The following is a 25717-nucleotide window of genomic DNA, read 5'->3' as shown; positions in this document are numbered from 1 at the left end:
CGGGTTTACCCGCGAAGAGGCCGGCACAGGCGATATAGATCAAAAGCCATGCTGGCGCATGAGCCGCGCATAGCTGCCATCCGCCTTCATCGCCGCAATCGCCTGCTCGAACCGCTCGACGATCCGCGCATGCTCCGGGTTTTTCAGGCTGACCAGGATATGCAGGGTGTTCTCTCCCAACGGCGGCTCCACCAGCATCACCCCATCGCGTACCTCCGGCAGCTCGCGCTGCAAGTTGTAACGGGCCACGTACTCGTCTTCCACCGCCAGGTCCACCCGCCCTGCCGCCAGCATGCGTACCGCAGAGGGAAAGTTGCGCACCGCCACCTTGTGCAGGCGAGTGTCGCGGTCGAACGCGGGAGAATAGGCGTAATCACGCACCACAGCGATGCTGTAGGGGTACAAATCTGACTGGCGCTTGTAACGAAACGCCTCGCCCTTGCGTTGCAACAGGCGAATGCGGTTGACCAGGTAGGCTTCGGAAAACTGCCCGATGCTGGCGCGCGAGTCGTTGTACCAGGCGTTGATCAGTACGTCGTAACGCCCCTCGCTCACCCCCAGCAGAGCCCGCGCCCAAGGAGCCTCTTCGACCCCACTGGTGTAGCCGGCCCGGGCCAGCGCCGTGGTGACGATGCTGGTCGCCAGGCCACCGCCCGGCATGCTGGCATCGGTGAACGGCGGCCAATTGTCGGCCACCAGCCGCAGCTTTTCGTGACCCAGGGCGGGTGTTGCAAGCATCATTGCCAACAATCCCAGAACACAAAGCAGTGGCCGCATGCTCACGTCCTTTCGCAATGGAGGGCACACACTGCCAATGAGATTACACAAAGGCGTCGCCGAGGGCAGCGGCCAATAGTGTCATTTAGCCTCTATTTTGGCCGTGGCACGTGCATCATGCGATGATCGACGGTCCACTCAAGGAGTTCGCACCAATGTCCATCGACTGGCTTTGCAAGCACCACACCGATCTCAGCAAGGACCAGCTCTACGCCATTCTGCAGTTACGCACGGAAGTGTTCGTGGTCGAGCAACGCTGCGCCTACCAGGAAGTCGATGGCCAAGACCTGACCGGCGATACCCTGCACCTGATGGGCTGGCAGGATGACCAGCTGGTGGCCTACCTGCGCCTGCTCGACCCGCAATCCCAGGGTGGGGATGTGGTGATCGGGCGGGTGGTGACTGCACCCGCGGCGCGCGAGCTGAAGCTGGGGCATACCTTGCTGCTCAAGGGGTTGGAGGCAGCGGAGCATTGCTGGCCGGGGGTGCCGGTTTACCTGTCGGCGCAGGCGCATTTGCAGGCGTTCTATGCCCGGCATGGGTTCGCTGTGGTGGGCGAGGAATATCTTGAGGATGACATTCCGCATATCGGGATGCGCAAGGGTTGAGATCGCCGGGGGTGCTTCGCCCCCCTTTCGCGACACAAGGCCGCTCCTACAAGGGAATGCGATCATCTGTAGCAGCCGCCCCCAGTGGATCAGGGATACCCCAGCACTTCGCGAACCTGCCGCAGATGCTGGATGATCCACTGCTTGTCGATCGCCCCCCAGTCATGAATGCGGTAATGCCCGGCGTGGTTGCGCGCGCCTTCCTGCTGTTCGAACTCGCAGACGATATCCAGGTCGGCTAGTGCCGCAATGGTGTCCTGGGCGGTGCGCCGGGGCATGCCGGTCGCTTCCATCAGGGCCGGAACGCTGGTCGCGGTCTGGCTGTCGATCAGCCAGGCCACGTACAGGCGCCGGTAGAAGCTGCTCTTGGTCTTGCTCACTTCCATGCTGCGTGGTCCTTAACAGTTGCCCGGCAGCTCCCGATAGGTCAGGTAGACGCGCAGGTCGAATTCCAGTTGGTGGTAGTCCGGCTCCATGTGCTGGCAGAGCTGGTAGAACGCCTTGTTGTGGTCGCGCTCGCGCAGGTGTGCCAGTTCGTGCACCACGATCATGCGCAAGAACTGCGGCGCGGCCTCCTTGAACAGCGAGGCAATGCGGATTTCCTTCTTCGCCTTGAGCTTGCCGCCCTGCACCCTTGATATCGCCGTATTCAGGCCCAGGGCCCGATGGGTCAGGTCGAGACGATTGTCGAACAGCACCTTGTCCAGGTTCGGCGCGCTGCGCAGGTATTGCTGGCGCAAATCCTGGGCATAGCCGTACAACGCCTTGTCGTTCTGCACGTCATGGCGGTCGGGGTAGCGGCGCTGCAGGTACTCGCCCAGGCGGTCGCTGTCGATCATCTGCCGCACTTGCTGCTGCAGGTGCGGCGGATAAGCTTGCAAATATCGTAATACGGTCATGGCGCTGCATTCGGTGTAACGAATGCCGATTCTAGCCAATCATGGCCCCGGCCAGGAGAAAATCGCCGGGAAGCTGCTGGCATCCGTGGCGGTCATCGGGTAAGCCACCAGGAACCCCTGCACGTACTCACAGCCATTGGCTTTGAGCCAGGCTGCCTGAGCCGGGGTTTCCACCCCCTCGGCGATCACCGTGATGCTGTAGTCGAGGCACAGGCCGATGACGCTGCGCACCAGCGCGGCATCCACCACCGAGTCGGGCAAGCGCGCCACCAGGTGGCGGTCGAGCTTGAGGGTATCGATCGGCAGGTCGCGCAACATGCGCAACGAACAGTCGCCGGCACCAAAGTCATCCAGCGCCACCCGCACACCCAGTTCGCGCAAGCGGTGTATCTGTTTCACCGCCGCATCGATGTTGTACATCAGCGAGGTTTCCGCCACTTCCACTTCCAGCTGCGCCGGGTCCAACTGGTAAAGCTGGATGACCCGGTGCAGTTCGTCTACCAGGCTGGGCATGGCGAACTGCGCGCGGCTCAGGCTGATACCCAGCACCAGGTCCGCCGAGAAACGCTGGCACCAGGCCTGGCGCTGGGCCGCGCCCTGGCGGTAGATCCAGCTGGCCAGGCGGTTGATCAAGCGCGCCTCTTCCAGCAACGGGATGAACAGCCCCGGCGGTACGTCGCCGACACTGGGATGCTGCCAGCGCAACAAGGCCTCGAAGCCACGCAGGCGGCCATCGATGAAGCCGACCTGCGGTTGATAAACCAGAGTGAAGTCTTGCTGCTCCACGGCCGTGCGTACGCTGTCCTCGAGCATCAGCCGCGAACGTGCCCTGCCATTGAGTTCCTGATCGTAGAAGCGATATTGCTGGCGCCCGGCCTGCTTCGCTGCGTACATCGCCGCATCGGCCGCGCGCAGCAGGCCTTCGACATTGGCCCCGCAATCCGGATAAGTGGCGATGCCAATGCTCACCCCAAGGCTCACATCCAGCCCTTCCACCTGGTGGCTGATGGAAATGCGTTCCAGCAACCGCTCGGCATAGCGCCCAGCCTGCTCCGGGTAAGGCAGGCTGTCGAACAGTGCAGTGAACTCGTCCCCGCCCATGCGCGCCAGCAGCGCTTCACTGCCCAGGCAATCCTTGAGCTGTTCGGCCACCCAGTGCAGCACCCGGTCGCCCGCGTCGTGGCCGAGCGAGTCGTTTATGCGTTTGAAACCATCCAGGTCCATGTACATCAGCGCCTGTGCCTTGTCCGAGCGCTCATTGCGCAGCAGCGCACCTTCGGCGGCCTGGTAGAACCCGCGGCGGTTGAGCAGGCCGGTAAGCGGGTCGGTGACGGCCTGGTACTCCAGCTGCTGGTGCAGGTTGCGCACCACCGACATGTCCAGCACGGTGACCACCATGGCCTGTTGCTCGGCCGGCAGTGGAGCACAGGACAACGCCACCGGCACCAGCTCCCCGCCAAGGGTGCGCAGCTGAGCATCGTGAACACGGAAGATGCGCCCCCCCAGGTAAGCCTGGTAGAACTCCGACTCGTTCCACAAGCAGGCACTGGCCAGTTGCACCAAATCCAGCAGATGGGCGCCCTGCAACTGCTGGACTGGCGCTGACAACAAACGGGAAATGGCCGGGTTGGCAAAGCTGATGATGCCTTGGGCATCCACCACCAGAATGCCCTCGGCAGCGTTCTCCAGGATCGACGCGTTGAAAGCCCTGGCCGTTTCCAGCTCACGGGTCAGGCGCTGCAGCATGCGCCGATTGCGCTGCTGGTCGAGCAGGGCCTGGACCTTGGGCTTGAGAATTTGCGGGTCGAACGGTTTGAACATGTAGTCCACGGCGCCACTGGCGTAACCCTTGAGCACGGCCGCTTCGGACTGTTCATTGGCGGTGAGGAAAATGATCGGGGTCAGCCGGGTGCGCTGGCTGCCGCGCATCAGTCGGGCGACTTCGAAGCCGTCCATCTCCGGCATCTGTACATCCAGCAGCACCAGGTCGACATCGTGTTCAAGCAAAGCACCCAGGGCTTCCATCCCCGAGTTTGCCGTCAACACCTGCCAATCCTGACGGGCCAGCAATGCCCGCATGCTGATGAGGTTTTCGGGGTAATCGTCTACCACCAGAAGAACCGAGTTGCCATCCAGTGGCTGAGGGTGAGGTTGAGCGCCATCCATGCTGCTTCTCTATTATGTGACCGACTTCAAGATACGGTTGGATCCACTAGTACTCTAGACCTGAGCGGATAACACGCAATGCAATCAGAACGCTATCAGTGCCTCAACTATACGGTAGCCGACTAACGGTCGCTTTGCCGGGAATATGTGCCCGCGCAAAGTTCTAACACCCAAAAATGAAAAAACCCGCATCGCTGCGGGCTTTTTCATCAATACCAGAAGATCAGTTGACCTTGGCGGCCAGCTCACCTTTCAGGTAGCGCTGGTACATGCCTTCCAGGGAGATCGGCTTGATCTTCGAGGCATTGCCAGCGGTGCCGAAGGCTTCGTAACGAGCGATACACACGTCACGCATGGCCTTGATGGTTTCACCGAAGAACTTGCGCGGGTCGAACTCGCTCGGGTTCTGCGCCATCAGGCGGCGCATGGCACCAGTGGAAGCCAGACGCAGGTCGGTGTCGATGTTGACCTTGCGCACGCCGTACTTGATACCTTCGACGATTTCCTCGACCGGTACACCGTAGGTTTCCTTGATGTCGCCGCCGTACTGGTTGATGATCGCCAGCCACTCTTGCGGCACCGAGGACGAACCGTGCATCACCAGGTGGGTGTTGGGGATGCGCTTGTGGATTTCCTTGATGCGGTCGATGGCCAGCACGTCACCGGTTGGTGGCTTGGTGAACTTGTAGGCACCGTGGCTGGTACCGATGGCGATGGCCAGGGCGTCGACCTGGGTCTTCTTGACGAAGTCGGCAGCCTCTTCCGGGTCGGTCAGCATCTGGCTGTGGTCAAGCACGCCTTCGGCGCCGATGCCGTCTTCTTCACCGGCCATGCCAGTTTCCAGCGAACCCAGGCAGCCCAGCTCGCCTTCTACCGAAACACCGCAGGCGTGCGCCATGGCAACGGTCTGCTGGGTAACGCGAACGTTGTACTCGTAGTCGGTCGGGGTCTTGCCATCTTCACCCAGCGAGCCGTCCATCATCACCGAGCTGAAGCCCAGCTGGATCGAGCGCTGGCAGACGTCAGGGCTGGTGCCGTGGTCCTGGTGCATGCACACCGGGATATGCGGGAATTCTTCGATGGCCGCCAGGATCAGGTGACGCAGGAACGGGGCACCGGCATATTTGCGGGCACCGGCCGAAGCCTGGACGATCACCGGGGAGTCGGTCTTGTCGGCCGCTTCCATGATGGCGCGCATCTGCTCGAGGTTGTTGACGTTGAAAGCTGGTACGCCGTAACCGAACTCGGCGGCGTGGTCCAGCATCTGGCGCATGCTAATGAGTGCCATTGTGTATCTCTCTCCCGACAAGCGTCGTTTGTTTCGTGCAAGCCTGCCGCAGGGGCGGTTGCTGTTCAAATAGTGTGGGCCACCCTCGCGGCCCGGCCAGTCACGGTGCCTTGCAGCCCCGCCCAATCAGATCGTTGGTTGCCACCCAGTACACCAGGCCTTCTTCGCCCTTGGTATGGAAGGCCAGCATGCCATCGCTGTACAGCGCACCCGAGGCACCCGGCTCGGCCTTGAGCCGGTAGACCTGGTCGCCGCCACCAAGGCGCACATCGACCTGATCGCGCTGCACATCGGCGAAGCGCCACAGCACTTCAGCCTGAGTGTCGCAGACCCAGCGGGTCCAGTCGTCTGCCGGAGCGGGTTGCGCCGGCTTCAGCAGCGAGCATCCTGCCAGTGTCGCCAGGGCCGTCACGGCCAAAAGCGCTTTCATTACATATCCTCTAGATGACCATGCAGCGGCCGCTTGGTTGCCCGACCCGACGAAATGCCGGGTTCAAGGGCAACCAGGCGCCTTGCGCTGGTGGTCTTCGTCGTACTTTTCCAGGCCTTCCGGGCCCACGCGCTTGCTGATTACCGGCACGGTCTCGGCCTGCCACTCGGACTGGTAGCAACCGCCCTTGGGCGGCTGCGCCGGGTCGGTATCCGAGGACGGGCTGCCGGCGCATGCGCTCAGCAGGCCAGCCAGCATCATCACAGGCAATTGCTTGACCATCAGGCCGCTCCCTTTGCCAAGCGCCGACGTCATCAGGCCTTGGCCCGCTCTTCCAGGATCGCCACGGCCGGCAGTACCTTGCCCTCGACGAACTCGAGGAAGGCGCCACCACCGGTAGAAATGTAGGAGATATCGGCGCCAACGCCATATTTGTCGATGGCAGCCAGGGTGTCACCGCCACCGGCGATGGAGAACGCAGCGCTGTCGGCGATGGCCTTGGCCAGCACCTTGGTGCCGTTGCCGAACTGGTCGAATTCGAACACGCCGACCGGGCCGTTCCACAGGATGGTCTTCGACGACTTCAGCAGCTCGGCGAAGTGGGCTGCGGTTTGCGGGCCGATGTCCAGGATCATGTCGTCAGCGGCAACGTCGGCAATGGCCTTGACGGTGGCTTCGGCGCTCTCGGCGAATTCCTTGGCAACCACGACATCGACCGGCAGAGGCACGCTGACCTTGGCAGCGATGGCCTTGGCGGTATCGACCAGGTCAGGCTCGTACAGTGACTTGCCTACCGGGTGGCCGGCTGCGGCCAGGAAGGTGTTGGCGATGCCACCACCGACGATCAGCTGGTCGCACACCGAGCTCAGGCTGTTCAGCACATCCAGCTTGGTGGAGACCTTGGAACCGGCAACGATGGCCGCCATCGGCTTGGCCGGGGCCTTCAAGGCTTTGCCCAGGGCATCCAGCTCGGCTGCCAGCAGAGGGCCAGCAGCAGCGACCTTGGCAAACTTGGCAACACCATGGGTCGAACCTTCGGCACGGTGGGCAGTACCGAAAGCGTCCATGACGAACACGTCGCACAGGGCGGCGTATTTCTGCGCCAGCTCGTCGGCGTTCTTCTTCTCGCCCTTGTTGAAGCGCACGTTCTCGAACAGCACCAGGTCACCAGCCTTGACCTCGACACCGTCCAGGTAGTCGGCAACCAGCGGCACGTCGCGGCCCAAGGCCTTGCTCAGGTAGTCGGCGACCGGCTTGAGGCTGTTCTCGGCGGAGAATTCACCCTCGGTCGGGCGGCCCAGGTGCGAGCAGACCATTACCGCCGCACCCTTCTCCAGGGCCAGCTTGATGGTCGGCAGCGCTGCCAGGATACGCGCGTCGCTGGCTACCACACCGTCCTTCACAGGCACGTTGAGGTCTTCGCGGATCAGTACGCGCTTACCTTGCAGGTCGAGGTCGGTCATCTTCAACACGGTCATGAATGCAGTCCTTCAGGGCTGTTTGTTGCGGGTTGGGTGGACGACGTGCAGATAGTGTTCGGCAACGTCGAGCATACGGTTGGCGAACCCCCATTCGTTGTCGAACCAGGCCAGCAGGTTCACCAGGCGAGGGCCGGAAACACGGGTCTGGCTGGCATCGACGATCGCCGAATGCGGGTCATGGTTGAAATCACAGCTGGCGTGGGGCAACTCGGTGTAGGCCAGCAAGCCTTTCAGCGGGCCTTCCAGCGCCGCCTCGCGCAGCACCCGGTTGACTTCAGCCGCGCTGGTATCGCGGGCGGTCTGCAGGGTGATATCCAGGCACGAGACGTTGACGGTCGGTACGCGTACCGCTTTGGCCTGGATTCGCCCGGCAAGTTCCGGAAGCAGGCGTTCGATGCCTCGCGCCAGACCAGTGGACACCGGGATCACCGACTGGAAGGCCGAGCGCGTGCGGCGCAGGTCTTCGTGGTGGTAGGCGTCGATCACCGGCTGGTCGTTCATCGCCGAGTGGATGGTGGTGATCTGCACGTACTCGATACCGAATGCCTGGTCCAGCACACGCAGCAGCGGCACGCCGCAGTTGGTGGTGCAAGAGGCGTTGGACACCAGGCGCTCGCTGCCGGTCAGGCAGGCCTGGTTGACGCCGTAGACCACCGTGGCATCGACATCGGCCTCGCTGGCCATCGGCTGCGAGAACAGCACCCGAGGCGCGCCGGCGTCGAGGAAGCGCTGGCCATCGGCGCGGGTGTGGTAGGCGCCGGAGCACTCCAGTACCAGGTCGATGTCCAGGGCGGCCCAGTCGATGCCCTCGGGGGTGGCACTGCGCATCACCTTCACGCAGTCGCCATTGATATGCAGACAGTCCCCATCGACCTTCACCTCACCGGGGAAGCGCCCGTGGGTGGAGTCGAAGCGTGTCAAGTATTCAAGGCTGGCCTGGTCGGCCAGGTCGTTCAGCGCGACGATCTCGAAACCGGCCTTTGCCCCCCGCTCGAACAGCGCGCGCAGGACACAGCGGCCGATACGGCCATAACCGTTGAGTGCAACTTTGTAGGGACGCAGGTGGGGCATAGGTAGCTCTTGAACTCCGGCAGTTGAACGGGGCCGCTGCGCAGCCCATTCGCGGCACAAGGCCGCTCCTACAGGGGACGGCGTGCGCAATACCCTGTAGGAGCGGCCTTGTGCCGCGAACGAGGGCCAAAGGCCCTCGCCTTCCTTGTATCAGTCTTCCAGCAGCTCTTCGGCAGTACCGAGGATGTTCTCCAGGGTGAAGCCGAACTCTTCGAACAGTGCCGAAGCCGGCGCCGACTCACCGTAGGTGGTCATGCCGATGATACGACCTTCCAGGCCGACGTACTTGTACCAGAAGTCGGCGTGAGCGGCCTCGATGGCGATACGCGCACCCACTTCCAGCGGCAGCACGGACTGCTTGTAGGCAGCGTCCTGGGCATCGAACACGCTGGTGCACGGCATGGAAACCACGCGCACCTTGCGGCCTTGTTCGGTCAGCTTGGCGTGCGCCTGAACAGCCAGGCCCACTTCGGAACCGGTGGCGATCAGGATCAGCTCAGGCTCGCCGGCGCAGTCCTTGAGCACGTAGCCACCGCGGCTGATGTCGGCGATCTGCTGGGCGTCGCGGTCCTGGTGCTGCAGGTTCTGGCGCGAGAAGATCAGCGCCGAAGGGCCGTCCTTGCGCTCCAGGGCGCTTTTCCAGGACACGGCAGATTCCACCGCGTCGGCTGGGCGCCAGGTGTCCAGGTTCGGCGTGCTGCGCAGGCTGGTCAGTTGCTCGATCGGCTGGTGAGTCGGGCCGTCTTCGCCCAGGCCGATGGAGTCGTGGGTGTAGACGTGGATCACGCGCTGCTTCATCAGTGCCGACATGCGCACGGCGTTACGGGCGTATTCCATGAACATCAGGAAGGTCGCGCCGTAAGGCACCAGGCCACCGTGCAGGGCAACGCCGTTCATGATGGCGGTCATGCCGAACTCGCGCACGCCGTAGAACACGTAGTTGCCGCTGGCGTCGTTGGCTTCGACACCCTTGCAGCCCTTCCACAGGGTCAGGTTGGAACCGGCCAGGTCGGCCGAACCGCCGAGGAACTCTGGCAGCAGCGGGCCGAAGGCGTTCAGGGCGTTCTGGCTGGCCTTGCGGCTGGCGATGGTTTCGCCCTTGGCGGCCACTTCGTTGATGTAGGCCTGGGCCTTCTCGCTGAAGTCGGCCGGCAGCTCGCCGCTGTCACGGCGCTTGAACTCGGCAGCCAGCTCCGGGTAGGCCTTGGCGTAGGCGTCGAAGCGCTGGTTCCAGTCGGCTTCAACCTTGGCACCGGCAGCCTTGGCGTCCCACTCGGCATAGATGTCGGCCGGGATTTCGAACGGGCCGTGGTTCCAGTTCAGTTCCTTGCGAGCCAGGGCGATTTCGTCGTTGCCCAGCGGTGCGCCGTGGCAGTCTTCCTTGCCCTGCTTGTTCGGCGAGCCGAAACCAATGATGGTCTTGCAGCAGATCAGGGTCGGGCGATCGCTCTTGCGAGCGGTCTCGATGGCGGTCTTGATCTCGTCGGCGTCATGGCCGTCGACGTTGCGGATCACCTGCCAGTTGTACGCTTCGAAGCGCGCCGGGGTGTTGTCGGTGAACCAGCCGTGCACTTCGCCGTCGATGGAAATGCCGTTGTCGTCGTAGAAGGCGATCAGCTTGTTCAGGCCCAGGGTGCCGGCCAGCGAGGCGACTTCATGGGAGATGCCCTCCATCATGCAGCCGTCGCCGAGGAACACGTAGGTGTGGTGGTCGACGATGTTATGGCCATCACGGTTGAACTGGGCGGCGAGCACTTTTTCGGCCAGGGCGAAGCCCACGGCGTTGGCGATACCCTGGCCGAGCGGGCCGGTGGTGGTCTCGACGCCTGGGGTGTAGCCGTATTCCGGGTGGCCCGGGGTGCGGCTGTGCAGCTGGCGGAAGCCTTTGATGTCATCGATGGTGACGTCGTAGCCGGTCAGGTGCAGCAGCGAGTAGATCAGCATCGAACCGTGGCCGTTGGACAGCACGAAGCGGTCACGGTCGGAGAAACTCGGGTTGCCCGGGTTGTGCTTCAGATAGTCGCGCCAAAGCACTTCGGCGATATCCGCCATGCCCATGGGGGCACCTGGGTGGCCGCTGTTGGCCTTTTGCACGGCATCCATGCTGAGGGCACGAATGGCGTTGGCACGTTCACGACGGCTGGGCATCGCTGATCTCCTGGGGGCTTGAATAGGTGGTGTCACGAAAAAAGGCGGCCATTTTCGCCCACTGGGGGGGCTTGGGGCAATGACGTATGGTCGCAGTCGGGGGATTTTCCTGCGATTGGCATTCAATTCGGGGTAAAACCGGGAGAACCACCCCACTCATCACTCAATATCAAAACTTTTTGATATTGCCCTTGCTAGGGCAACGATGCCTGTCTAGACTGCCGCACCATGAACCTCCGTGCGCAATCGATCCCCGAGCAACGCGAAGCATTGGCTGCCCTGTGCAAAGCCAGTGGCGACGAGCTGCGCCTGAACGTATTGCGCGCCCTGGCCAACGACTCGTTCGGCGTGCTGGAGCTGGCGCAGATCTTCGACGTGGGCCAGTCGGGCATGAGCCATCACCTTAAAGTGCTGGCCCAGGCCGAGCTGGTGGCGACCCGCCGCGAGGGCAATGCCATCTTCTACCGCCGCGCCCTGCCCGACAGCTTGCGCCTGGGAGGTCGGCTGCACGCGGCGCTGCTCGAAGAGGTGGACGACCTGACTCTTCCGCCTGACGTGCAGGCGCGCATTGCCCAGGTGCAGCAACGCCGCGCAGCCACCAGCCAGGACTTCTTCCTGCGCGTGGAAGAGAAGTTCCGCGCCCAGCAAGACCTGATCGCCGGCCTGCCGCAGTACCGCGAAAGCCTGCTGGCGCTGCTCGACAAACTGAATTTCGACCCGGCCGCCAGCGCCCTGGAGGTCGGCCCCGGTGACGGTGGCTTCCTGCCCGACCTGGCCCGGCGCTTCGCCCAGGTCACCGCCCTGGACAACAGCCCGACCATGCTCGAACTGGCGCGCCAGGTGTGCCAGCGCGAAGGGCTCGACAACGTGAACCTGCAGTTGGCCGATGCACTGGGTGCAACGGATGTGGCCGCCGACTGCGTTGTGCTGAACATGGTGCTGCACCATTTCAGCGACCCGGCCCTGGCCTTGCGCCAGCTGGCCAAACGGGTGAAGGCAGGCGGCAGCCTGCTGGTAACCGAACTGTGCAGCCATGACCAGGGGTGGGCGCGCGAAGCCTGCGGCGACCTGTGGCTTGGCTTCGAACAGGACGACCTGGCCCGTTGGGCCAACGACGCCGGGCTGGCCCCCGGGGACAGCCTGTACGTGGGCTTGCGTAACGGTTTCCAGATCCAGGTCCGCCATTTCCAGCGGACGGCTGGCGACATACACCATCGGTAAATTTCAGGAACCTTCGAGATGAGCGAATACTCCCTTTTCACCTCCGAGTCCGTGTCCGAAGGGCATCCGGACAAGATCGCCGACCAGATTTCGGACGCCGTCCTTGATGCCATCATCGCCCAGGACAAATACGCCCGCGTAGCCTGCGAAACCCTGGTCAAGACCGGCGTCGCCATCATCGCCGGCGAAGTCACCACCTCCGCCTGGGTCGACCTGGAAGAGCTGGTGCGCAAGGTCATCATCGACATCGGCTACAACAGCTCCGACGTCGGTTTCGACGGCGCCACCTGCGCCGTGATGAACATCATCGGCAAACAGTCGGTGGACATCGCCCAGGGCGTCGACCGTTCCCGCCCGGAAGACCAGGGCGCCGGTGACCAGGGCCTGATGTTCGGCTACGCCAGCAACGAAACCGATGTGCTGATGCCGGCACCGATCTGCTTCTCGCACCGTCTGGTCGAGCGCCAGGCCGAGGCGCGCAAATCGAAACTGCTGCCATGGCTGCGTCCGGACGCCAAGTCGCAGGTCACCTGCCGTTACGAAAATGGCAAGGTGGTCGGCATCGACGCCGTGGTGCTGTCGACCCAGCACAACCCTGAGGTTTCGCAGAAAGACCTGCAGGAAGCCGTGATGGAGCTGATCGTCAAGCACACCCTGCCTGCCGAACTGCTGCACAAGGGCACCCAGTACCACATCAACCCGACCGGCAACTTCATCATCGGTGGCCCGGTGGGTGACTGCGGCCTGACCGGGCGCAAGATCATCGTCGACTCCTACGGCGGCATGGCCCGCCATGGTGGTGGCGCGTTCTCCGGCAAGGACCCATCCAAGGTCGACCGTTCCGCCGCCTACGCCGGCCGCTACGTGGCCAAGAACATCGTCGCCGCCGGCCTGGCCGAGCGTTGCGAGATCCAGGTGTCGTACGCCATCGGCGTGGCCCAGCCGACCTCCATCTCGATCAACACCTTCGGTACCGGCAAGGTCTCCGACGACAAGATCATCCAGCTGGTGCGCGAGTGCTTCGACCTGCGTCCTTACGCCATCACCACCATGCTCGACCTGCTGCACCCGATGTACCAGGAAACCGCTGCCTACGGCCACTTCGGCCGTACCCCGCAGCAGAAGACGGTCGGCGACGACACCTTCACCACCTTCACCTGGGAGCGTACCGACCGCGCCCAGTCGCTGCGTGACGCTGCCGGCCTGTAAGTTTCCTACAACGCCAGGCGAAAGCCCCTGCCGAGCAATCGGCAGGGGCTTTTTTGTGACATATGGGCTGACAAACGCTGCATGGCGACCCGCACGCTACCTGCCTAGGCTGAGGGCTCACACCCGCCATGCAAGGATGCTGGCCATGCCGCTCATGCTGCTTTTCGCCCTACTGTTGACGTTGAATGCTCCCCTGGCCCGTGCCGCCACATGCCCCACCTGGAACCCGCAACAAGTTGAGACTGAAGTGAGCCGACTGCGCGCCACGCTTGCCCGCTGGGACGACCATTATCATCGTCAGGGCATCGCATTGGTGGCCGATGAACTGTACGACCAGAGCCGCCAGCACCTGGCGCACCTGCAGCAATGCTTTGGCATCACGACTACCCCGTCCCCGCTGGCCAGCGCTGGCGGGCCAATTCCGCATCCGGTGCCGCACACCGGCGTCGACAAGCTGGCCGACCGTCAGGCTGTAGAACGCTGGCTGGCCGGCAAGGCAGATGTATGGGTGCAACCAAAGGTCGATGGCGTAGCAGTCTCCCTCATCTACCGACAGGGCCGGCTGGTGCAGTTGATCAGCCGGGGGGACGGCGTGCAGGGGCACGACTGGAGCCGCCACATCCCCCTGCTCGTCGAACTCAACCGGCAGCTGCCCCAGGCCATTGACCTGCAACTGCAGGGCGAACTGTACCTGCGCCTGGACGCGCATGTGCAAGCCCGGGCAGGCAGCGCCAACGCCCGAGGGACAGTAGCCGGGCTGCTGGCTCGCAAGCAGCTGGGTTGTGAGCAAGGTGAGCGCATCGGCCTGTTCGTATGGGACTGGCCGCAGGGCCCAGACCAGCAGGCCGAGCGCCTCGCGCAGCTTGCGGATCTGGGTTTTGCGCACAGCCAGGATTACAGCGTCGCCATAGAAACAGCGGACGATGCAGCGCACTGGCGTGAGTACTGGTACCGCTCACCCCTGCCTTTCGCCACCGATGGCGTGGTGTTGCGCCAAGGCGTCCGGCCTCCGTCCGAGCGCTGGCAGGCCAAGGCGCCCTACTGGATCGCGGCGTGGAAGCACCCGTACACGCAGGCCTTGGCCGAAGTGCGCGAAGTACGCTTCCGCGTCGGCCGTACCGGCAGGGTTACGCCAGTCTTGCATGTACTGCCGGTTACCCTGGATGACCGGCGAATCACCCAGGTGAGCCTGGGATCGCTGGCACGTTGGCTCAAGCTCGACATCCGCCCCGGTGACCAGGTGGCCGTCAGCCTTGCCGGGCTGACCATCCCACGCCTGGAGCAAGTGGTGCACCGCGCCGCCGAGCGCCAACCGGTGATCGCACCAGCGCCCGGCCAGCATCATGCCCACAGCTGCTGGCAGATCAGCGAAGGCTGCGAAGAGCAGTTCATTGCTCGTCTCACCTGGCTCAGCGGCAAGCAGGGGCTGGCCCTGCCGCGCACCGGCCCTGGTACCTGGCGCCGACTGGTGGCTGCCGGGCTGGTGACCTCGATGACCGACTGGCTGCATCTGGATGCCGAGCGCCTGGCCCAGGTAGCGGGTATCAGTGACACAACGGCTTCGCAGTTGCTGGGCAGTTTCGACCAAGCCCGCTCACGGCCCTTTGCGCAATGGCTGCGCGGACTCGGCGCGCCTACACCCACCGGCATGCAGGTAACAGGCGACTGGCTGGAGCTGGCTGCCCGCACGAATCTTGAATGGCAAGCCATGCCCGGTATCGGCGAAAAGCGCGGGCAACAGCTTGCTGGATTTTTTGCAACCACCGAGGTTCAAGCCATTGCAACGCAACTGGCCACGGCAGGGATCGATGGATTCCGGATCGACAGGCAAAGCATCGAGCAATGATTATTTACCAATTTACCTGTAGGAAAATCCCGAGATTAAGCCGGAAAACCCCAACAAGGGTTTCTAAATGGGCAAAACCAAGGCAGGATTTCCCCCAACTTTTGCTGCCCCGCCCCCTCAAGGAGGCTTTTCATGAAACGTATTTCGACCCTTTTCCTGATCGCGACACTGGGCCTGGCCGCTGGTGCCGTACAAGCCGCCCAGCCGGATGCCGGCCTGACCGGTTGCGCCGCCAAGCGTAGCGCTATCGAGAACCAGTTGAAGATTGCCCGTGACCACGGCAACAACGAACAGGCCGCAGGGCTTGAAGAGGCACTGCGAGGGGTCGATAACTGCACCGACGCCGGCCTGCGCAAGGAACGTGAGCAGAAGGTGCTCGACGCCCGTCACGAAGTGGCGCAGCGGGAAAAGGACTTGAAGAAAGCCGAGAAGAAAGGCGATTCGGAGAAGATCAACAAGCGCAAGGACAAGCTGGCCGAGTCGCGCAAGGAACTGCAGGAAGCGGTGGAGGATCTGGATCGCTGACAGAGATTCGAATACTGCGCTGCCTTTACTGGCCTCATCGCCGGCAAGCCGGCTCCCACAGGTACTGCATTGCACTCGAGGGCAGCGTGATACTTGTGGGAGCTGGCTTGCCGGCGATGAGGCCGCAACAGGCCATCAATGATTACGAAACTCGGTATGACAGGCCTTGCAAGCCGCTTCGACCTTGTCCATCGGTGCCTTCAACTGCGCAGCGTCCAGCGGCTGACCGCGGGTGACATCGACCAGTTCGCCAGTGACGCCTTCCAGCTGGCGGGCCAGGTCATGAAAGCGCGTCTGCCGCTCCCATACCTCGGCACGCGCACTACTGTCGCCACCATCACGAGCCTGTGGGAAGTGCTGCCAGGGCTGGTGCGAAAGGTTGTCCAGCTTCAGCGCACCGTCGGCAAACTTCACCCCGTCGAACGGCAACCGCCCACGCAACATGCCGCCCAGGTCTTCGCTGGTCTTGAGCATGTCCTTGAAGATCACCTTGCGCTTGCCCAGCGGGGAGTTTGGGTCAACCCGGTCACAACCACCCAGGGCCAGTGCTGCCAGCAGAACAATGGTCAATCGCTTCAACATCACGGTCACTTCGGCCTACGCAAATGGGCGGCCAGTATCGCCGCCCAGCGGCCAAAGACCAATAGCCACATAAAAACAGGGGCGAATATCCGTGTTCACCCATGACAGGAACGTACTCATGAAATCTGCCCTGCGCCATCTGGCCTGGACACTTCCGGCGCTGGCCCTGCTGGCCGGCTGCAACGGTGGCGAAAGCACCAAACCCGAGCCCCATGCCATCGCCACCTACGCCAATGCCACTTGGCAGGACCTGCCCACCGTCAGCGACAGCGACCTGGTGGCGGGCTTCCAGGCCTGGCGCAACGGCTGTGAAAAGCTAAAGCGCGACACCGTCTGGGCCAGCACCTGCGAAGCAGCCGCCAGCGTGCCCGACAATGCCTTGCAGGTGCGTGCCTTCCTGCAACAGAACCTGCAGGTATACGGCCTGCGCTCGGCCGAGAATAACGCCAACGGCCTGATCACCGGTTACTACGAACCGGTCTACCCTGGCAGCCTGAGCCAGTCGGCAACCAACCACGTGGCGGTCTATGGCATCCCCGACGACATGATCGTGGTCGACCTGGCCAGCGTGTACCCCGAACTCAAGGGCAAGCGTCTGCGCGGTCGCCTTGATGGCCGGGTGCTCAAGCCATACGACACCGCCGAGGTGATCAACCGTGACGGCGTCAAGGCACCGGTGCTGGCCTGGCTGACCGACCCGATGGACCTGCAGTTTCTGCAGATTCAGGGTTCCGGCCGGGTACAACTGGAAGACGGGCGCCAGCTGCGCCTGGGTTACGCCGACCAGAACGGCCACCCCTACCGGCCGATCGGGCGCTGGCTGGTGGAACAGGGCCAGTTGAAGAAGGAAGAAGTGAGCATGGGCGCCATTCATGCCTGGGCCCAGGCCAACCCACAACGGGTGCCGGAACTGCTCGCCAGCAACCCCAGCTACGTGTTCTTCAGCACCCGCCCGGACAGCAACGAAGGGCCACGCGGTTCGCTGAACGTACCGCTGACCGCTGGCTACAGCGTGGCCATCGACCGCAAGGTGATTCCGCTGGGCAGCTTGCTGTGGTTGTCCACCACTCGCCCGGACGGTACGCCGGTGGTACGCCCGGTGGGGGCCCAGGATACCGGCGGGGCAATTACTGGCGAGGTGCGCGCGGACCTGTTCTGGGGCACTGGGCCGGAAGCTGGAGAACTGGCCGGGAACATGAAGCAGCAGGGGCAGATCTGGATGCTGTGGCCCAAGGGCAAGCCGCTGCCCGAGGTGCCGAAAGTACCTTGATCGACGGTGGATTCTTCGCGGGCTTGCCCGCGAAGAAGGCGACGCGGTATCAGATTGAAACCACGAAGAAAGCCACGATCATCGCCATCCCGGCAAACCACACCAGCGATCGCAGCATGGCCCAGTCGGCCAGGTAACAGATGATGTAAAGCAGCCGGCTGGTGATGTACATCACCCCCAGCACATCCTGGGTCACCTGCTCGGCATTGCCGACGATATCCGCCACCAGCACCGCCGCGGCAAATGCCGGGAAGGCCTCGTAACTGTTCTGCTGGGCAGCATGCGCGCGCCGCGGCAGCCCGGACAGGGTATCCAGGAACGCACGCGGGTCGTGGTTGTCGCGCAGTCGGAAGCGGCCACTACCGGCCTTGGCGATCAACGCGCACAGTGGCGGCAAGAGCAGCGCGATCAGGATGCACCACAGGGCAACAGTCATGGACAGGACTCCTTGTTCAGTCTTCGGGTCAAAGCTTCATTACCAGCATGCCGGCCAACACCAGCCCGCAAGCTAGGAGTCTCGGCCCGCCAAAAGGTTCTTTCAGGTAGCGCATGCCCAGCAGCACCACCAGAATCACACTCAACTCGCGCAACGCCGCCGCTTCGGCCACCGACCCGAGGTGCATGGCCCACAGCACCAGCGCGTAACTGAGCAGTACACACAGCCCCACCGCCAGCCCCAGGCGCCACTGAAGGCGCCAGAACAAGATGAATGGCGCACGTCGGGCCACGCTGGCCAGCAACGGGAAGGGCCAGGCACTGAGCAAGGTCAGCCATACCAGATAATCCCAAGGCTTGCCCCACAAGCGCACGGCCTGGCCGTCGAACCAGGTGTAGCAACCAATACACAGGCCAATCAGGACAACCACCGGCAGCATCGACCAAGGCAGCCGGTCACCGCCACCGCCCTGCCACAACAGGCAAGCCATGCCACAGGGGATCAGCAGGATGCCGATGATCTGCTGCTGGCTCAGCGATTCGCCGGCAAAGGCCAGGGTCAGCCCCAGCACCACCAACGGCGACAGCCCGCGCATCAGAGGATAGACCAGCCCCAGGTCGCCCACGCGGTAGGCCTGGATCAACAGGAAGCGGTACAACTGCTCGGCCAGCGCCGAAGCCAGAAGCCAGGGCCAGATATTAGTCGGCGGTACCGCGGCGAAGGGCACCGCCAGCACCGCGAAGGCCAACGCCACCGTATCCATGCTGGCGATCACCAGCAGGCGCTCGCCGCTGAATTTGATCAGGGTATTCCAGGTCGCATGCAGCAGGGCAGCGACCAACACTAGGGAAGTTGCCAGCACGCGAAATCGTCCTTGCCTTCGAGTCAGATTCGTTTGCAGCACTATACATTGGGTAAAAGGTACGACTAAGGAAAAAGACTACAAACTCTGTGGAAGTTTCAATACGCCTTGCAAGCCGGGGCTTACCCCAAAACGCAATACACTCATCGCTCGCTGTGCCGCATGGAAACGCGTGATACCTCAAGGCGGCCACCCAAACGGAAACACACTCGCTTACGAAACGCGATTGACGCTTCAGGCTTTCCAGGATTAGGATCGCCGTAACGCATGGGGTTACCCGTGCCTACCTTCCGAGCCCCGCGATGCGCAAGCATGCGGGCTTTCGTGTTTCTGGGCCAAGGACACCCAGAAATCATGACGCATTATGTGGCCTACCTCGACGAATTCGGCCATGTCGGGCAATACATCTCGCGCACTCATACCCAGTTCAAGACCAGTCCAGTGTTCGGGCTGGGTGGGGTGCTACTACCTGCAGAAGAAGTACGGGAGTTCGCCATCTTCTTCTATCAGCTGAAATGCCAGTTACTTGCCTGGGATATAAACCATGAAAACCCCAGAAGCCTCCCTCCCTATCAATGGGAAAAGAAGGGCTCAAAGTTATTCACGACACGTAACGTCACACAATATCGATCGTTGAGACAGGCAACGTTTCGCCTGCTCAACCACATCAGAAAGATTGGTGGGTATGTCATTTATGCGGGTGAACATAAGACCGGCCCGGCCAGGCAGCACGACGCGACCAAGACATTCAGACGCCAACTGCTGCATGCGGTGCGAACGATCGATCGTTACTGCACGCAGTCCCGCTCAACCTTCATGCTCCTGCTGGATGAGCAGCGTGCTGGCAACGAGTGGCGTGAGCAAAATGTAGAAGCCTGCACCCTGGCAATGTTCGAGGATCCCGCAGAAAAATGTCGGAGCCTGATAGAGCCGCCGCTGCAGGGCGAAAGCCACCTCTTCCAGACCCTGCAATGCGCAGACTGGATCTGCGGCCTTGTAGGTCGTTTGATGGCAATGGCTGTCTCGCCCGAGGAATATCCCGACTGGGAGCCTTTCGACAGGTACTTCTCGATACGAATCGCCGAGGTCGCCCTACCGGGCTCCGGCTTGCAGCACCAGCCCGTCGAGCCAGAAAGCCATGAGTGCTCGACAGCAAGAACCGAAGCATGATGAAACCCGATGGAAACCTCACAACAGAAACGCGGTCTACCTGCACAGTCAAATAGTGTGTCCCGAACCCTGCGCCAGGTCATCAAAGAACTGCCCGAGCCATTCGGGTTACGACTTGGAAGCCACTGTTACAGGATTCGGGATGCTTGAACTAGTTGCCGCGTTTATCTGCCTCACCACCCTCCTCACCTATGTAAATTACCGTTTCATCGGCCTGCCCCCTGCCATCGGCGTGATGGTCACGGCGCTGCTGTTTTCCCTGATGCTGCAGGGCCTGAGCCTGATCGGCTTCCCTGGCCTGGAAGCGCGCGTCGAAGGGCTGATGAACCAGATCGACTTCAATGACCTGCTGATGCACTGGATGCTGGCGTTCCTGCTGTTCGCCGGCGCCTTGCACGTGAACCTTTCCGACCTGCGCAGCTACCGCTGGCCCATCGGCCTGCTGGCCACCGTCGGCGTACTGATTGCCACCGTCGTCATCGGCTACCTGTCGCACTGGGTGTTCGCCCTGTTCGGCTGGCAAGTGCCGCTGATCTACTGCCTGCTGTTCGGTGCGCTGATCTCGCCCACCGACCCGATCGCCGTGCTTGGCGCGCTACGTACCGCCAACGCCTCCAAACCACTGAAAACCACGATCGTCGGCGAGTCGCTGTTCAATGACGGCACCGCGGTAGTGGTGTTCACCGTGTTGCTGGGCATCATCCGTTTGGGCGAAACGCCGAGCATGACCGATACGGCGATCCTGTTCGCCCGCGAGGCCATCGGCGGGGTGCTGTTCGGCGGCCTGATCGGCTATGCCACCTACCGCATGATCAAGAGCGTCGAGCAATACCAGGTGGAAGTGATGCTGACCCTGGCGCTGGTCATCGGCGGCTCGGCAATGTGCTACGAACTGCACGTTTCGGCGCCGATCGCCATGGTGGTGGCCGGGCTGATAATCGGCAACCTGGGGCGCAACCTGGCGATGAACGACATGACCCGTCGCTACATGGACGGCTTCTGGGAGCTGATCGACGACATGCTCAACGCCTTGCTGTTCGCGTTGATCGGCCTGGAGCTGTTGCTGCTGCCTTTCAACTGGATGCACATGGTAGCCGGCGGCGTGCTGGCGCTGGCGGTGCTACTGTCGCGGTTGCTGACCGTGGCCCCGGCGATCGTGCTGCTGCGGCGCTGGCGCCCGGTGCCAAAGGGCACGGTTCGGGTGCTGACCTGGGGTGGCCTGCGCGGTGGGGTATCGGTTGCCCTGGCACTGTCGCTGCCACTGGGCGAGGAACGTGACCTGCTGCTGTCGATCACCTACATCGTGGTGCTGTCGTCGATCCTGGTGCAGGGGTTGAGCATCGGGCGGGTGGTGCGCAAGGTGAGCGCTCAGCCTTGAGAATGCAGGGGCCGCTTTGCGGCCCCAGAATGTTCATTCCACTGCCGAATCCGGGAACTGGTCCTGGATGTACTTGATCTCGGTCCGCCCATGCGCCGCCGGCAACCCATCCTCGCCAAGGTTGACGAAGACCATCTTGTCGACCGTGAGGATGGCCTTGCGGGTGATCTTGTTGCGCACTTCGCACTTGAGGGTGATCGAGGTGCGGCCGAACTCGGTGGCGGTGATGCCCAGCTCGATGATGTCGCCCTGGCGCGAGGCACTGACGAAGTTGATTTCCGATATGTACTTGGTCACCACGCGCTGGTTGCCCAGCTGGACGATGGCGTAGATCGCCGCCTCTTCGTCGATCCAGCGCAACAGGCTGCCACCGAACAAAGTGCCGTTTGGGTTGAGGTCTTCGGGTTTAACCCACTTGCGGGTATGAAAGTTCATCTGTACTCCTGACCTGCTTGGCTAACGTGTAGCAATGATGGCAGAGCGGCCGCTGTCGCTCCATTGAACATCGACTATCGTCGCGATTAATCGACAGAAAACCTTGGGCAAGCCGGCGGGCGCGGCTATAATCTCCGCCGCTTCACATGGCCGCCCACAGCGGCGCCATGCCCGCCACCCGTCCGAGGGGCGCTGCAGCAGGCTAGGCCTGTCAGGCTCGGATGGGGCGTTGCTCGCTCTCGCGGGCGCTTAACGCACAACGGCGCCCATTCGCACACTACGAATGGAGGCTCTCATGAGCGCTGCAAACATGCCTGCTGGTTTTACCGATTACAAAGTCGCCGACATCTCCCTGGCCGCCTGGGGTCGTCGCGAAACCATCATCGCCGAATCGGAAATGCCTGCACTGATGGGCCTGCGTCGCAAGTACCTGGCCGAGCAACCGCTCAAGGGTGCGAAGATCCTGGGCTGCATCCACATGACCATCCAGACCGCCGTGCTGATCGAAACCCTGGTTGCCCTGGGTGCCGAAGTGCGCTGGTCGTCCTGCAACATCTTCTCCACCCAGGACCAGGCCGCCGCGTCCATCGCCGCCGCCGGTATCCCGGTGTTCGCCTGGAAAGGTGAAACCGAGCAAGAGTACGAGTGGTGCCTGGAGCAGACCATCCTCAAGGATGGCCAGCCATGGGACGCCAACATGGTCCTCGACGACGGTGGCGACCTGACCGAGCTGCTGCACAAGAAGTACCCGCAAGTGCTGGAGCGCGTGCACGGCGTGACCGAAGAGACCACCACCGGCGTGCACCGCCTGCTGGACATGCTGGCCAAGGGCGAGCTGAAAGTCCCGGCGATCAACGTCAACGACTCGGTTACCAAGAGCAAGAACGACAACAAGTACGGCTGCCGTCACAGCCTGAACGATGCCATCAAGCGTGGTACCGACCACCTGCTGTCGGGCAAGCAGGCCCTGGTGATCGGCTACGGTGACGTGGGCAAGGGCTCGGCCCAGTCCCTGCGTCAGGAAGGCATGATCGTCAAGGTCACCGAAGTCGACCCGATCTGCGCCATGCAGGCCTGCATGGACGGTTTCGAAGTCGTTTCGCCGTTCATCGACGGTATCAACAACGGCACCGAAGCCAGCATCGACAAGGCCCTGCTGGGCAAGATCGACCTGATCGTGACCACCACCGGTAACGTCAACGTCTGCGACGCCAACATGCTCAAGGCGCTGAAGAAGCGTGCCGTGGTGTGCAACATCGGCCACTTCGACAACGAGATCGACACCGCCTTCATGCGCAAGAACTGGGCCTGGGAAGAGGTCAAGCCGCAGGTGCACAAGATCCACCGCACCGGCGCTGGCAGCTTCGACCCGCAGAACGACGACTATCTGATCCTGTTGGCCGAAGGTCGCCTGGTCAACCTGGGTAACGCCACTGGCCACCCAAGCCGCATCATGGACGGTTCGTTCGCCAACCAGGTACTGGCGCAGATCTTCCTGTTCGAGCAGAAGTTCGCCGACCTGCCGGCCGAGAAGAAAGCCGAACGCCTGACCGTCGAAGTACTGCCGAAGAAGCTCGACGAAGAAGTGGCACTGGAAATGGTCCGCGGCTTCGGTGGCGTGGTCACCCAACTGACCAAGCAGCAGGCCGACTACATCGGTGTCACCGTCGAAGGCCCGTTCAAGCCACACGCCTACCGCTACTAAGCGGCCAGCTTGAAGCGTCAAGCGGCAATCAAAGGCAGACCGTGCCATTGCCGCTTGCAGCTCAAGCATCAAGGATCTTGAACGATGCCCAAGCCAGGCCGGCCATAACCGATCTGGCTTTTACTTGCAGCCTGCCGCTTGAAGCTTGCTGCTAGAGGAACGCCCGATGTCCCAGGAACGCCGTTACAGTTTCGAGTTCTTCCCGACCAAGACCGATGCCGGTCACGAAAAGCTGATGGGCGTCGCCCGCCAGTTGGCCGCTTACAACCCGGACTTCTTCTCCTGCACCTACGGTGCCGGTGGCTCGACCCGCGACCGCACGCTGAACACCGTGCTGCAGCTGGAAAGCGAAGTGAAGATACCTGCCGCGCCGCACCTGTCGTGCGTAGGCGACACCAAGGCCGAACTGCGTGCCCTGCTGGCCGAATACAAGGCTGCAGGCATCAAGCGCATCGTCGCCCTGCGTGGCGACCTGCCATCAGGCATGGGTATGGCCAGTGGCGAACTGCGCTACGCCAGCGACCTGGTCGAATTCATCCGCCAGGAAACTGCCGACCACTTCCACCTGGAAGTGGCCGCCTACCCCGAGATGCACCCCCAGGCCCGCAACTTCGAGGCTGACCTGGCCAACTTCGTGCACAAGGTCAAGGCCGGTGCCGACAGCGCCATCACCCAGTACTTCTTCAACGCCGACAGCTACTTCTACTTCGTCGAGCGCGCACAGAAGCTGGGCGTGGACATCCCGGTGGTACCCGGCATCATGCCGATCACCAACTACAGCAAGCTGGCGCGCTTCTCCGACGCCTGTGGCGCCGAGATCCCGCGCTGGATCCGCAAGCAGCTGGAAGCCTATGCCGACGACACCGCCAGCATCCAGGCATTCGGCGAGGAAGTGATCACCCGCATGTGCGAACAGCTGTTGCAAGGTGGCGCACCGGGCCTGCACTTTTACACCTTGAACCAGGCCGAGCCGAGCCTGGCGATCTGGAACAATCTGCAGCTGCCGCGCTGAAATTTTTTGCAAAATCTGTTTAAGATTTGATTAAGGCTTTGGTCATAGACTAAAGCCTTATTCATTTTCCGGTTAAACAGGTCTTGCCTGCCATGCAGCCCCCTCAGCCATTGCGTCCCCAGCTCGTCTACCTGGCTTTTGGCCCGGCAACCTACCATCAGGAAGCCTGCTTCAGCATCATCAGCGCCCTCTCCCATCTGGGCACGGGCGAAGCCATGGACATTCAGGTTTACACCGACAACCCGCAGCCCTATGCCGGTCTGCCGGTCACCGTGCACCTGTTGGACGAAGCCACACGCCAGGCATGGAACGCGCCTCACGGTTATCACTTTCGCAGCAAGCATGTGCTGTTGCGCCAGGTGCTGCAGCAACACCCGCTGGCAGTGCTGATCGACACCGACACCTTCTTCCGCAAGTCGCCGCTGGAGCTGTTCGCTCGGGTAGCCCCTGGCCGCCTGCTGTGCAATGCCATCGGTGCGCGCTACGGCAGCAACCAGAAGTGCCTGCTGTACAAGAACCTGCTGGCCATCCTCGAGTCCAGAGGCCTGGCTGATTGCCAGATGCCACTGGTCAATTCGGGGGTGATCGGCCTCACCGTCGAAGACGCCGGCACCCTGGACCGCTCCATCGCCATGATGGACGAGTTCCACCCCCTGGCTCGCGAAGCGTATACCCTCGAGGAGTTCTGCCTGGCGGTGGCGGCCTACCGCACGCTGGAATTGGCCGAATGCACAGATGTCATCCACCACTACTGGAGCCGCAAGGCGCAGTTCCGCGCCAAGATTCAGGCCTGGCTGCGCAAGCACGGCCACGACCCACTGAGCCAGGCGGCGCTGGCCGACGTATCCCTGGTCAATGACCAGCTGCCACGGCCGCCGGCCCTGCAACGCCTGGGTTACAAGGCACTGAGCATGACCCTGCCCAGCCACGAGCGCCAGTTCGCCCGCGAGCTGCTTTATGGCTGCTACCCCTACCCCAATGAGTTCGACCGCGCCTGCGCGCCGGCCTGGTGGGACAAGGCCCTGGAAAACCTCAACGCCCGCCATGGCCACGTGGAGCCCGAGCAACTGCGCCAGTGCCTGCGCCACCCGGGGTTGCGCCTGTCGCTGGGCGAGCGGCGCAAGGATATCGAGGCGCACCTGCTGAGGTCATCCCACACTTGAGTGAACCTGTGCCGGCCTCCCACAGGATCTCTGCT

The 25717-nt window shown here is 62.6% G+C and carries 25 protein-coding genes and 1 riboswitch; of the genes, 11 read left to right on the top strand and 14 right to left on the bottom strand.

Annotated elements, in window-relative coordinates; all coding sequences use genetic code 11:
* Positions 1–39: 39 nt before the first annotated feature.
* Positions 40–777: an ABC transporter substrate-binding protein gene (locus CAG18_RS11250; protein WP_043935950.1), complete on the bottom strand. Its 738-nt coding sequence runs from the start codon at positions 775–777 to the stop codon at positions 40–42.
* A gap of 155 nt (positions 778–932) precedes the next feature.
* On the opposite strand from CAG18_RS11250, the gene CAG18_RS11245 reads away from it, so the two are divergent.
* A complete protein-coding gene (locus tag CAG18_RS11245; protein ID WP_015272052.1) occupies positions 933–1385 on the top strand; it encodes a GNAT family N-acetyltransferase in 453 nt (150 codons plus the stop codon).
* 89 nt (positions 1386–1474) lie between these two features.
* Here the strand turns inward: CAG18_RS11245 and CAG18_RS11240 are convergent, their stop codons facing one another.
* The 9 genes from CAG18_RS11240 to tkt all read right to left on the bottom strand — a co-directional run bounded on the left by CAG18_RS11240 (position 1475) and on the right by tkt (position 10868).
* Positions 1475–1771: a helix-turn-helix domain-containing protein gene (locus CAG18_RS11240; RefSeq protein ID WP_013974495.1), complete on the bottom strand. Its 297-nt coding sequence runs from the start codon at positions 1769–1771 to the stop codon at positions 1475–1477.
* Between the two features lie 12 nt (positions 1772–1783).
* Positions 1784–2284 carry a M48 family metallopeptidase gene (locus CAG18_RS11235; protein ID WP_003259625.1) on the bottom strand — a complete coding sequence of 167 codons (501 nt, stop codon included), beginning with the start codon at positions 2282–2284 and terminating at the stop codon, positions 1784–1786.
* Positions 2285–2323: 39 nt separating this feature from the next.
* A complete protein-coding gene (locus CAG18_RS11230; protein ID WP_015272053.1) occupies positions 2324–4450 on the bottom strand; it encodes a bifunctional diguanylate cyclase/phosphodiesterase in 2127 nt (708 codons plus the stop codon).
* Positions 4451–4673: 223 nt separating this feature from the next.
* The gene (gene fba / locus CAG18_RS11225) at positions 4674–5738 is read right to left on the bottom strand and encodes a class II fructose-bisphosphate aldolase (protein ID WP_015272054.1); all 1065 of its coding nucleotides are present in this window, start codon (positions 5736–5738) and stop codon (positions 4674–4676) included.
* A 100-nt stretch (positions 5739–5838) separates the two neighbouring features.
* Positions 5839–6168 carry an MliC family protein gene (locus CAG18_RS11220; protein WP_015272055.1) on the bottom strand — a complete coding sequence of 110 codons (330 nt, stop codon included), beginning with the start codon at positions 6166–6168 and terminating at the stop codon, positions 5839–5841.
* Between the two features lie 63 nt (positions 6169–6231).
* Complete coding sequence (locus CAG18_RS11215; protein WP_015272056.1) at positions 6232–6483, bottom strand: hypothetical protein; 252 nt, start codon at positions 6481–6483, stop codon at positions 6232–6234.
* Positions 6483–7646 (bottom strand): phosphoglycerate kinase, encoded by a 1164-nt coding sequence (locus CAG18_RS11210; RefSeq protein ID WP_013974501.1) that lies wholly within the window; start codon positions 7644–7646, stop codon positions 6483–6485. Before CAG18_RS11210 ends, CAG18_RS11215 begins: the two co-directional genes overlap by 1 nt.
* A gap of 12 nt (positions 7647–7658) precedes the next feature.
* Positions 7659–8720 carry an erythrose-4-phosphate dehydrogenase gene (gene epd / locus CAG18_RS11205; RefSeq protein WP_015272057.1) on the bottom strand — a complete coding sequence of 354 codons (1062 nt, stop codon included), beginning with the start codon at positions 8718–8720 and terminating at the stop codon, positions 7659–7661.
* A 150-nt stretch (positions 8721–8870) separates the two neighbouring features.
* Entirely contained in the window at positions 8871–10868 is a 1998-nt protein-coding gene (tkt, locus tag CAG18_RS11200; protein ID WP_054572174.1) for a transketolase, read from the bottom strand.
* 228 nt (positions 10869–11096) lie between these two features.
* Between tkt and CAG18_RS11195 the strand changes: the two genes are divergently transcribed.
* The 4 genes from CAG18_RS11195 (at position 11097) to CAG18_RS11180 (ending at position 15669) form a co-directional block, all read left to right on the top strand.
* Positions 11097–12089 carry a metalloregulator ArsR/SmtB family transcription factor gene (locus CAG18_RS11195; protein ID WP_015272059.1) on the top strand — a complete coding sequence of 331 codons (993 nt, stop codon included), beginning with the start codon at positions 11097–11099 and terminating at the stop codon, positions 12087–12089.
* A gap of 18 nt (positions 12090–12107) precedes the next feature.
* Positions 12108–13298: a methionine adenosyltransferase gene (metK, locus tag CAG18_RS11190; RefSeq protein ID WP_015272060.1), complete on the top strand. Its 1191-nt coding sequence runs from the start codon at positions 12108–12110 to the stop codon at positions 13296–13298.
* 145 nt (positions 13299–13443) lie between these two features.
* Positions 13444–15144, top strand: coding sequence for an NAD-dependent DNA ligase LigB (gene ligB, locus CAG18_RS11185; protein ID WP_085720897.1), 1701 nt, complete (start codon positions 13444–13446; stop codon positions 15142–15144).
* Between the two features lie 132 nt (positions 15145–15276).
* A complete protein-coding gene (locus CAG18_RS11180) occupies positions 15277–15669 on the top strand; it encodes a DUF1090 domain-containing protein (protein WP_085720896.1) in 393 nt (130 codons plus the stop codon).
* 135 nt (positions 15670–15804) lie between these two features.
* Here the strand turns inward: CAG18_RS11180 and CAG18_RS11175 are convergent, their stop codons facing one another.
* Positions 15805–16251: a cytochrome c gene (locus CAG18_RS11175; protein WP_015272063.1), complete on the bottom strand. Its 447-nt coding sequence runs from the start codon at positions 16249–16251 to the stop codon at positions 15805–15807.
* Between the two features lie 118 nt (positions 16252–16369).
* On the opposite strand from CAG18_RS11175, the gene CAG18_RS11170 reads away from it, so the two are divergent.
* Positions 16370–17521, top strand: coding sequence for a murein transglycosylase A (locus CAG18_RS11170; RefSeq protein ID WP_015272064.1), 1152 nt, complete (start codon positions 16370–16372; stop codon positions 17519–17521).
* Between the two features lie 49 nt (positions 17522–17570).
* Here the strand turns inward: CAG18_RS11170 and CAG18_RS11165 are convergent, their stop codons facing one another.
* The gene (locus CAG18_RS11165) at positions 17571–17957 is read right to left on the bottom strand and encodes an MAPEG family protein (protein ID WP_015272065.1); all 387 of its coding nucleotides are present in this window, start codon (positions 17955–17957) and stop codon (positions 17571–17573) included.
* Between the two features lie 28 nt (positions 17958–17985).
* The gene (locus tag CAG18_RS11160) at positions 17986–18819 is read right to left on the bottom strand and encodes an EamA family transporter (protein ID WP_015272066.1); all 834 of its coding nucleotides are present in this window, start codon (positions 18817–18819) and stop codon (positions 17986–17988) included.
* A gap of 354 nt (positions 18820–19173) precedes the next feature.
* On the opposite strand from CAG18_RS11160, the gene CAG18_RS11155 reads away from it, so the two are divergent.
* Positions 19174–19989 (top strand): DUF3800 domain-containing protein, encoded by an 816-nt coding sequence (locus CAG18_RS11155; protein ID WP_085720895.1) that lies wholly within the window; start codon positions 19174–19176, stop codon positions 19987–19989.
* Between the two features lie 142 nt (positions 19990–20131).
* The gene (locus tag CAG18_RS11150; RefSeq protein ID WP_015272068.1) at positions 20132–21367 is read left to right on the top strand and encodes a sodium:proton antiporter; all 1236 of its coding nucleotides are present in this window, start codon (positions 20132–20134) and stop codon (positions 21365–21367) included.
* Positions 21368–21400: 33 nt separating this feature from the next.
* Here the strand turns inward: CAG18_RS11150 and CAG18_RS11145 are convergent, their stop codons facing one another.
* Positions 21401–21802, bottom strand: coding sequence for an acyl-CoA thioesterase (locus CAG18_RS11145; protein ID WP_003257757.1), 402 nt, complete (start codon positions 21800–21802; stop codon positions 21401–21403).
* Between the two features lie 178 nt (positions 21803–21980).
* Positions 21981–22077, top strand: a riboswitch (S-adenosyl-L-homocysteine riboswitch).
* A 20-nt stretch (positions 22078–22097) separates the two neighbouring features.
* On the opposite strand from CAG18_RS11145, the gene ahcY reads away from it, so the two are divergent.
* The 3 genes from ahcY (at position 22098) to CAG18_RS11130 (ending at position 25682) form a co-directional block, all read left to right on the top strand.
* Positions 22098–23507 (top strand): adenosylhomocysteinase, encoded by a 1410-nt coding sequence (ahcY, locus tag CAG18_RS11140; protein ID WP_015272069.1) that lies wholly within the window; start codon positions 22098–22100, stop codon positions 23505–23507.
* Positions 23508–23673: 166 nt separating this feature from the next.
* A complete protein-coding gene (gene metF / locus CAG18_RS11135; RefSeq protein ID WP_039612479.1) occupies positions 23674–24519 on the top strand; it encodes a methylenetetrahydrofolate reductase [NAD(P)H] in 846 nt (281 codons plus the stop codon).
* Between the two features lie 92 nt (positions 24520–24611).
* Positions 24612–25682, top strand: a complete 1071-nt coding sequence (locus CAG18_RS11130; RefSeq protein WP_085720894.1) for a hypothetical protein — start codon at positions 24612–24614, stop codon at positions 25680–25682.
* Positions 25683–25717: the final 35 nt, after the last annotated feature.

The sequence above is a fragment of the Pseudomonas sp. B22(2017) genome (assembly GCF_002113105.1).
GTDB lineage: Bacteria > Pseudomonadota > Gammaproteobacteria > Pseudomonadales > Pseudomonadaceae > Aquipseudomonas > Aquipseudomonas asiatica.
Note: the sequence above shows the minus strand (reverse complement) of the source record. Positions and strands in the feature narration are given on the sequence as shown.

Bases quoted from the DNA above. Each gene is read 5' to 3' on its own strand.
- CAG18_RS11150 (WP_015272068.1), top strand. From the start codon at position 20,132: ATGCTTGAACTAGTTGCCGCGTTTATCTGCCTCACCACCCTCCTCACC.
- CAG18_RS11245 (WP_015272052.1), top strand. From the start codon at position 933: ATGTCCATCGACTGGCTTTGCAAGCACCACACCGATCTCAGCAAGGAC.
- CAG18_RS11155 (WP_085720895.1), top strand. From the start codon at position 19,174: ATGACGCATTATGTGGCCTACCTCGACGAATTCGGCCATGTCGGGCAA.
- CAG18_RS11170 (WP_015272064.1), top strand. From the start codon at position 16,370: ATGAAATCTGCCCTGCGCCATCTGGCCTGGACACTTCCGGCGCTGGCC.
- CAG18_RS11235 (WP_003259625.1), bottom strand. From the start codon at position 2,284: ATGACCGTATTACGATATTTGCAAGCTTATCCGCCGCACCTGCAGCAG.
- CAG18_RS11240 (WP_013974495.1), bottom strand. From the start codon at position 1,771: ATGGAAGTGAGCAAGACCAAGAGCAGCTTCTACCGGCGCCTGTACGTG.
- CAG18_RS11175 (WP_015272063.1), bottom strand. From the start codon at position 16,251: ATGTTGAAGCGATTGACCATTGTTCTGCTGGCAGCACTGGCCCTGGGT.
- ahcY (WP_015272069.1), top strand. From the start codon at position 22,098: ATGAGCGCTGCAAACATGCCTGCTGGTTTTACCGATTACAAAGTCGCC.
- CAG18_RS11230 (WP_015272053.1), bottom strand. From the start codon at position 4,450: ATGGATGGCGCTCAACCTCACCCTCAGCCACTGGATGGCAACTCGGTT.
- CAG18_RS11195 (WP_015272059.1), top strand. From the start codon at position 11,097: ATGAACCTCCGTGCGCAATCGATCCCCGAGCAACGCGAAGCATTGGCT.
- CAG18_RS11145 (WP_003257757.1), bottom strand. From the start codon at position 21,802: ATGAACTTTCATACCCGCAAGTGGGTTAAACCCGAAGACCTCAACCCA.
- CAG18_RS11250 (WP_043935950.1), bottom strand. From the start codon at position 777: ATGCGGCCACTGCTTTGTGTTCTGGGATTGTTGGCAATGATGCTTGCA.
- CAG18_RS11165 (WP_015272065.1), bottom strand. From the start codon at position 17,957: ATGACTGTTGCCCTGTGGTGCATCCTGATCGCGCTGCTCTTGCCGCCA.
- fba (WP_015272054.1), bottom strand. From the start codon at position 5,738: ATGGCACTCATTAGCATGCGCCAGATGCTGGACCACGCCGCCGAGTTC.
- CAG18_RS11180 (WP_085720896.1), top strand. From the start codon at position 15,277: ATGAAACGTATTTCGACCCTTTTCCTGATCGCGACACTGGGCCTGGCC.
- CAG18_RS11220 (WP_015272055.1), bottom strand. From the start codon at position 6,168: ATGAAAGCGCTTTTGGCCGTGACGGCCCTGGCGACACTGGCAGGATGC.
- CAG18_RS11210 (WP_013974501.1), bottom strand. From the start codon at position 7,646: ATGACCGTGTTGAAGATGACCGACCTCGACCTGCAAGGTAAGCGCGTA.
- metF (WP_039612479.1), top strand. From the start codon at position 23,674: ATGTCCCAGGAACGCCGTTACAGTTTCGAGTTCTTCCCGACCAAGACC.
- tkt (WP_054572174.1), bottom strand. From the start codon at position 10,868: ATGCCCAGCCGTCGTGAACGTGCCAACGCCATTCGTGCCCTCAGCATG.
- CAG18_RS11215 (WP_015272056.1), bottom strand. From the start codon at position 6,483: ATGACGTCGGCGCTTGGCAAAGGGAGCGGCCTGATGGTCAAGCAATTG.
- CAG18_RS11130 (WP_085720894.1), top strand. From the start codon at position 24,612: ATGCAGCCCCCTCAGCCATTGCGTCCCCAGCTCGTCTACCTGGCTTTT.
- epd (WP_015272057.1), bottom strand. From the start codon at position 8,720: ATGCCCCACCTGCGTCCCTACAAAGTTGCACTCAACGGTTATGGCCGT.
- ligB (WP_085720897.1), top strand. From the start codon at position 13,444: ATGCCGCTCATGCTGCTTTTCGCCCTACTGTTGACGTTGAATGCTCCC.
- metK (WP_015272060.1), top strand. From the start codon at position 12,108: ATGAGCGAATACTCCCTTTTCACCTCCGAGTCCGTGTCCGAAGGGCAT.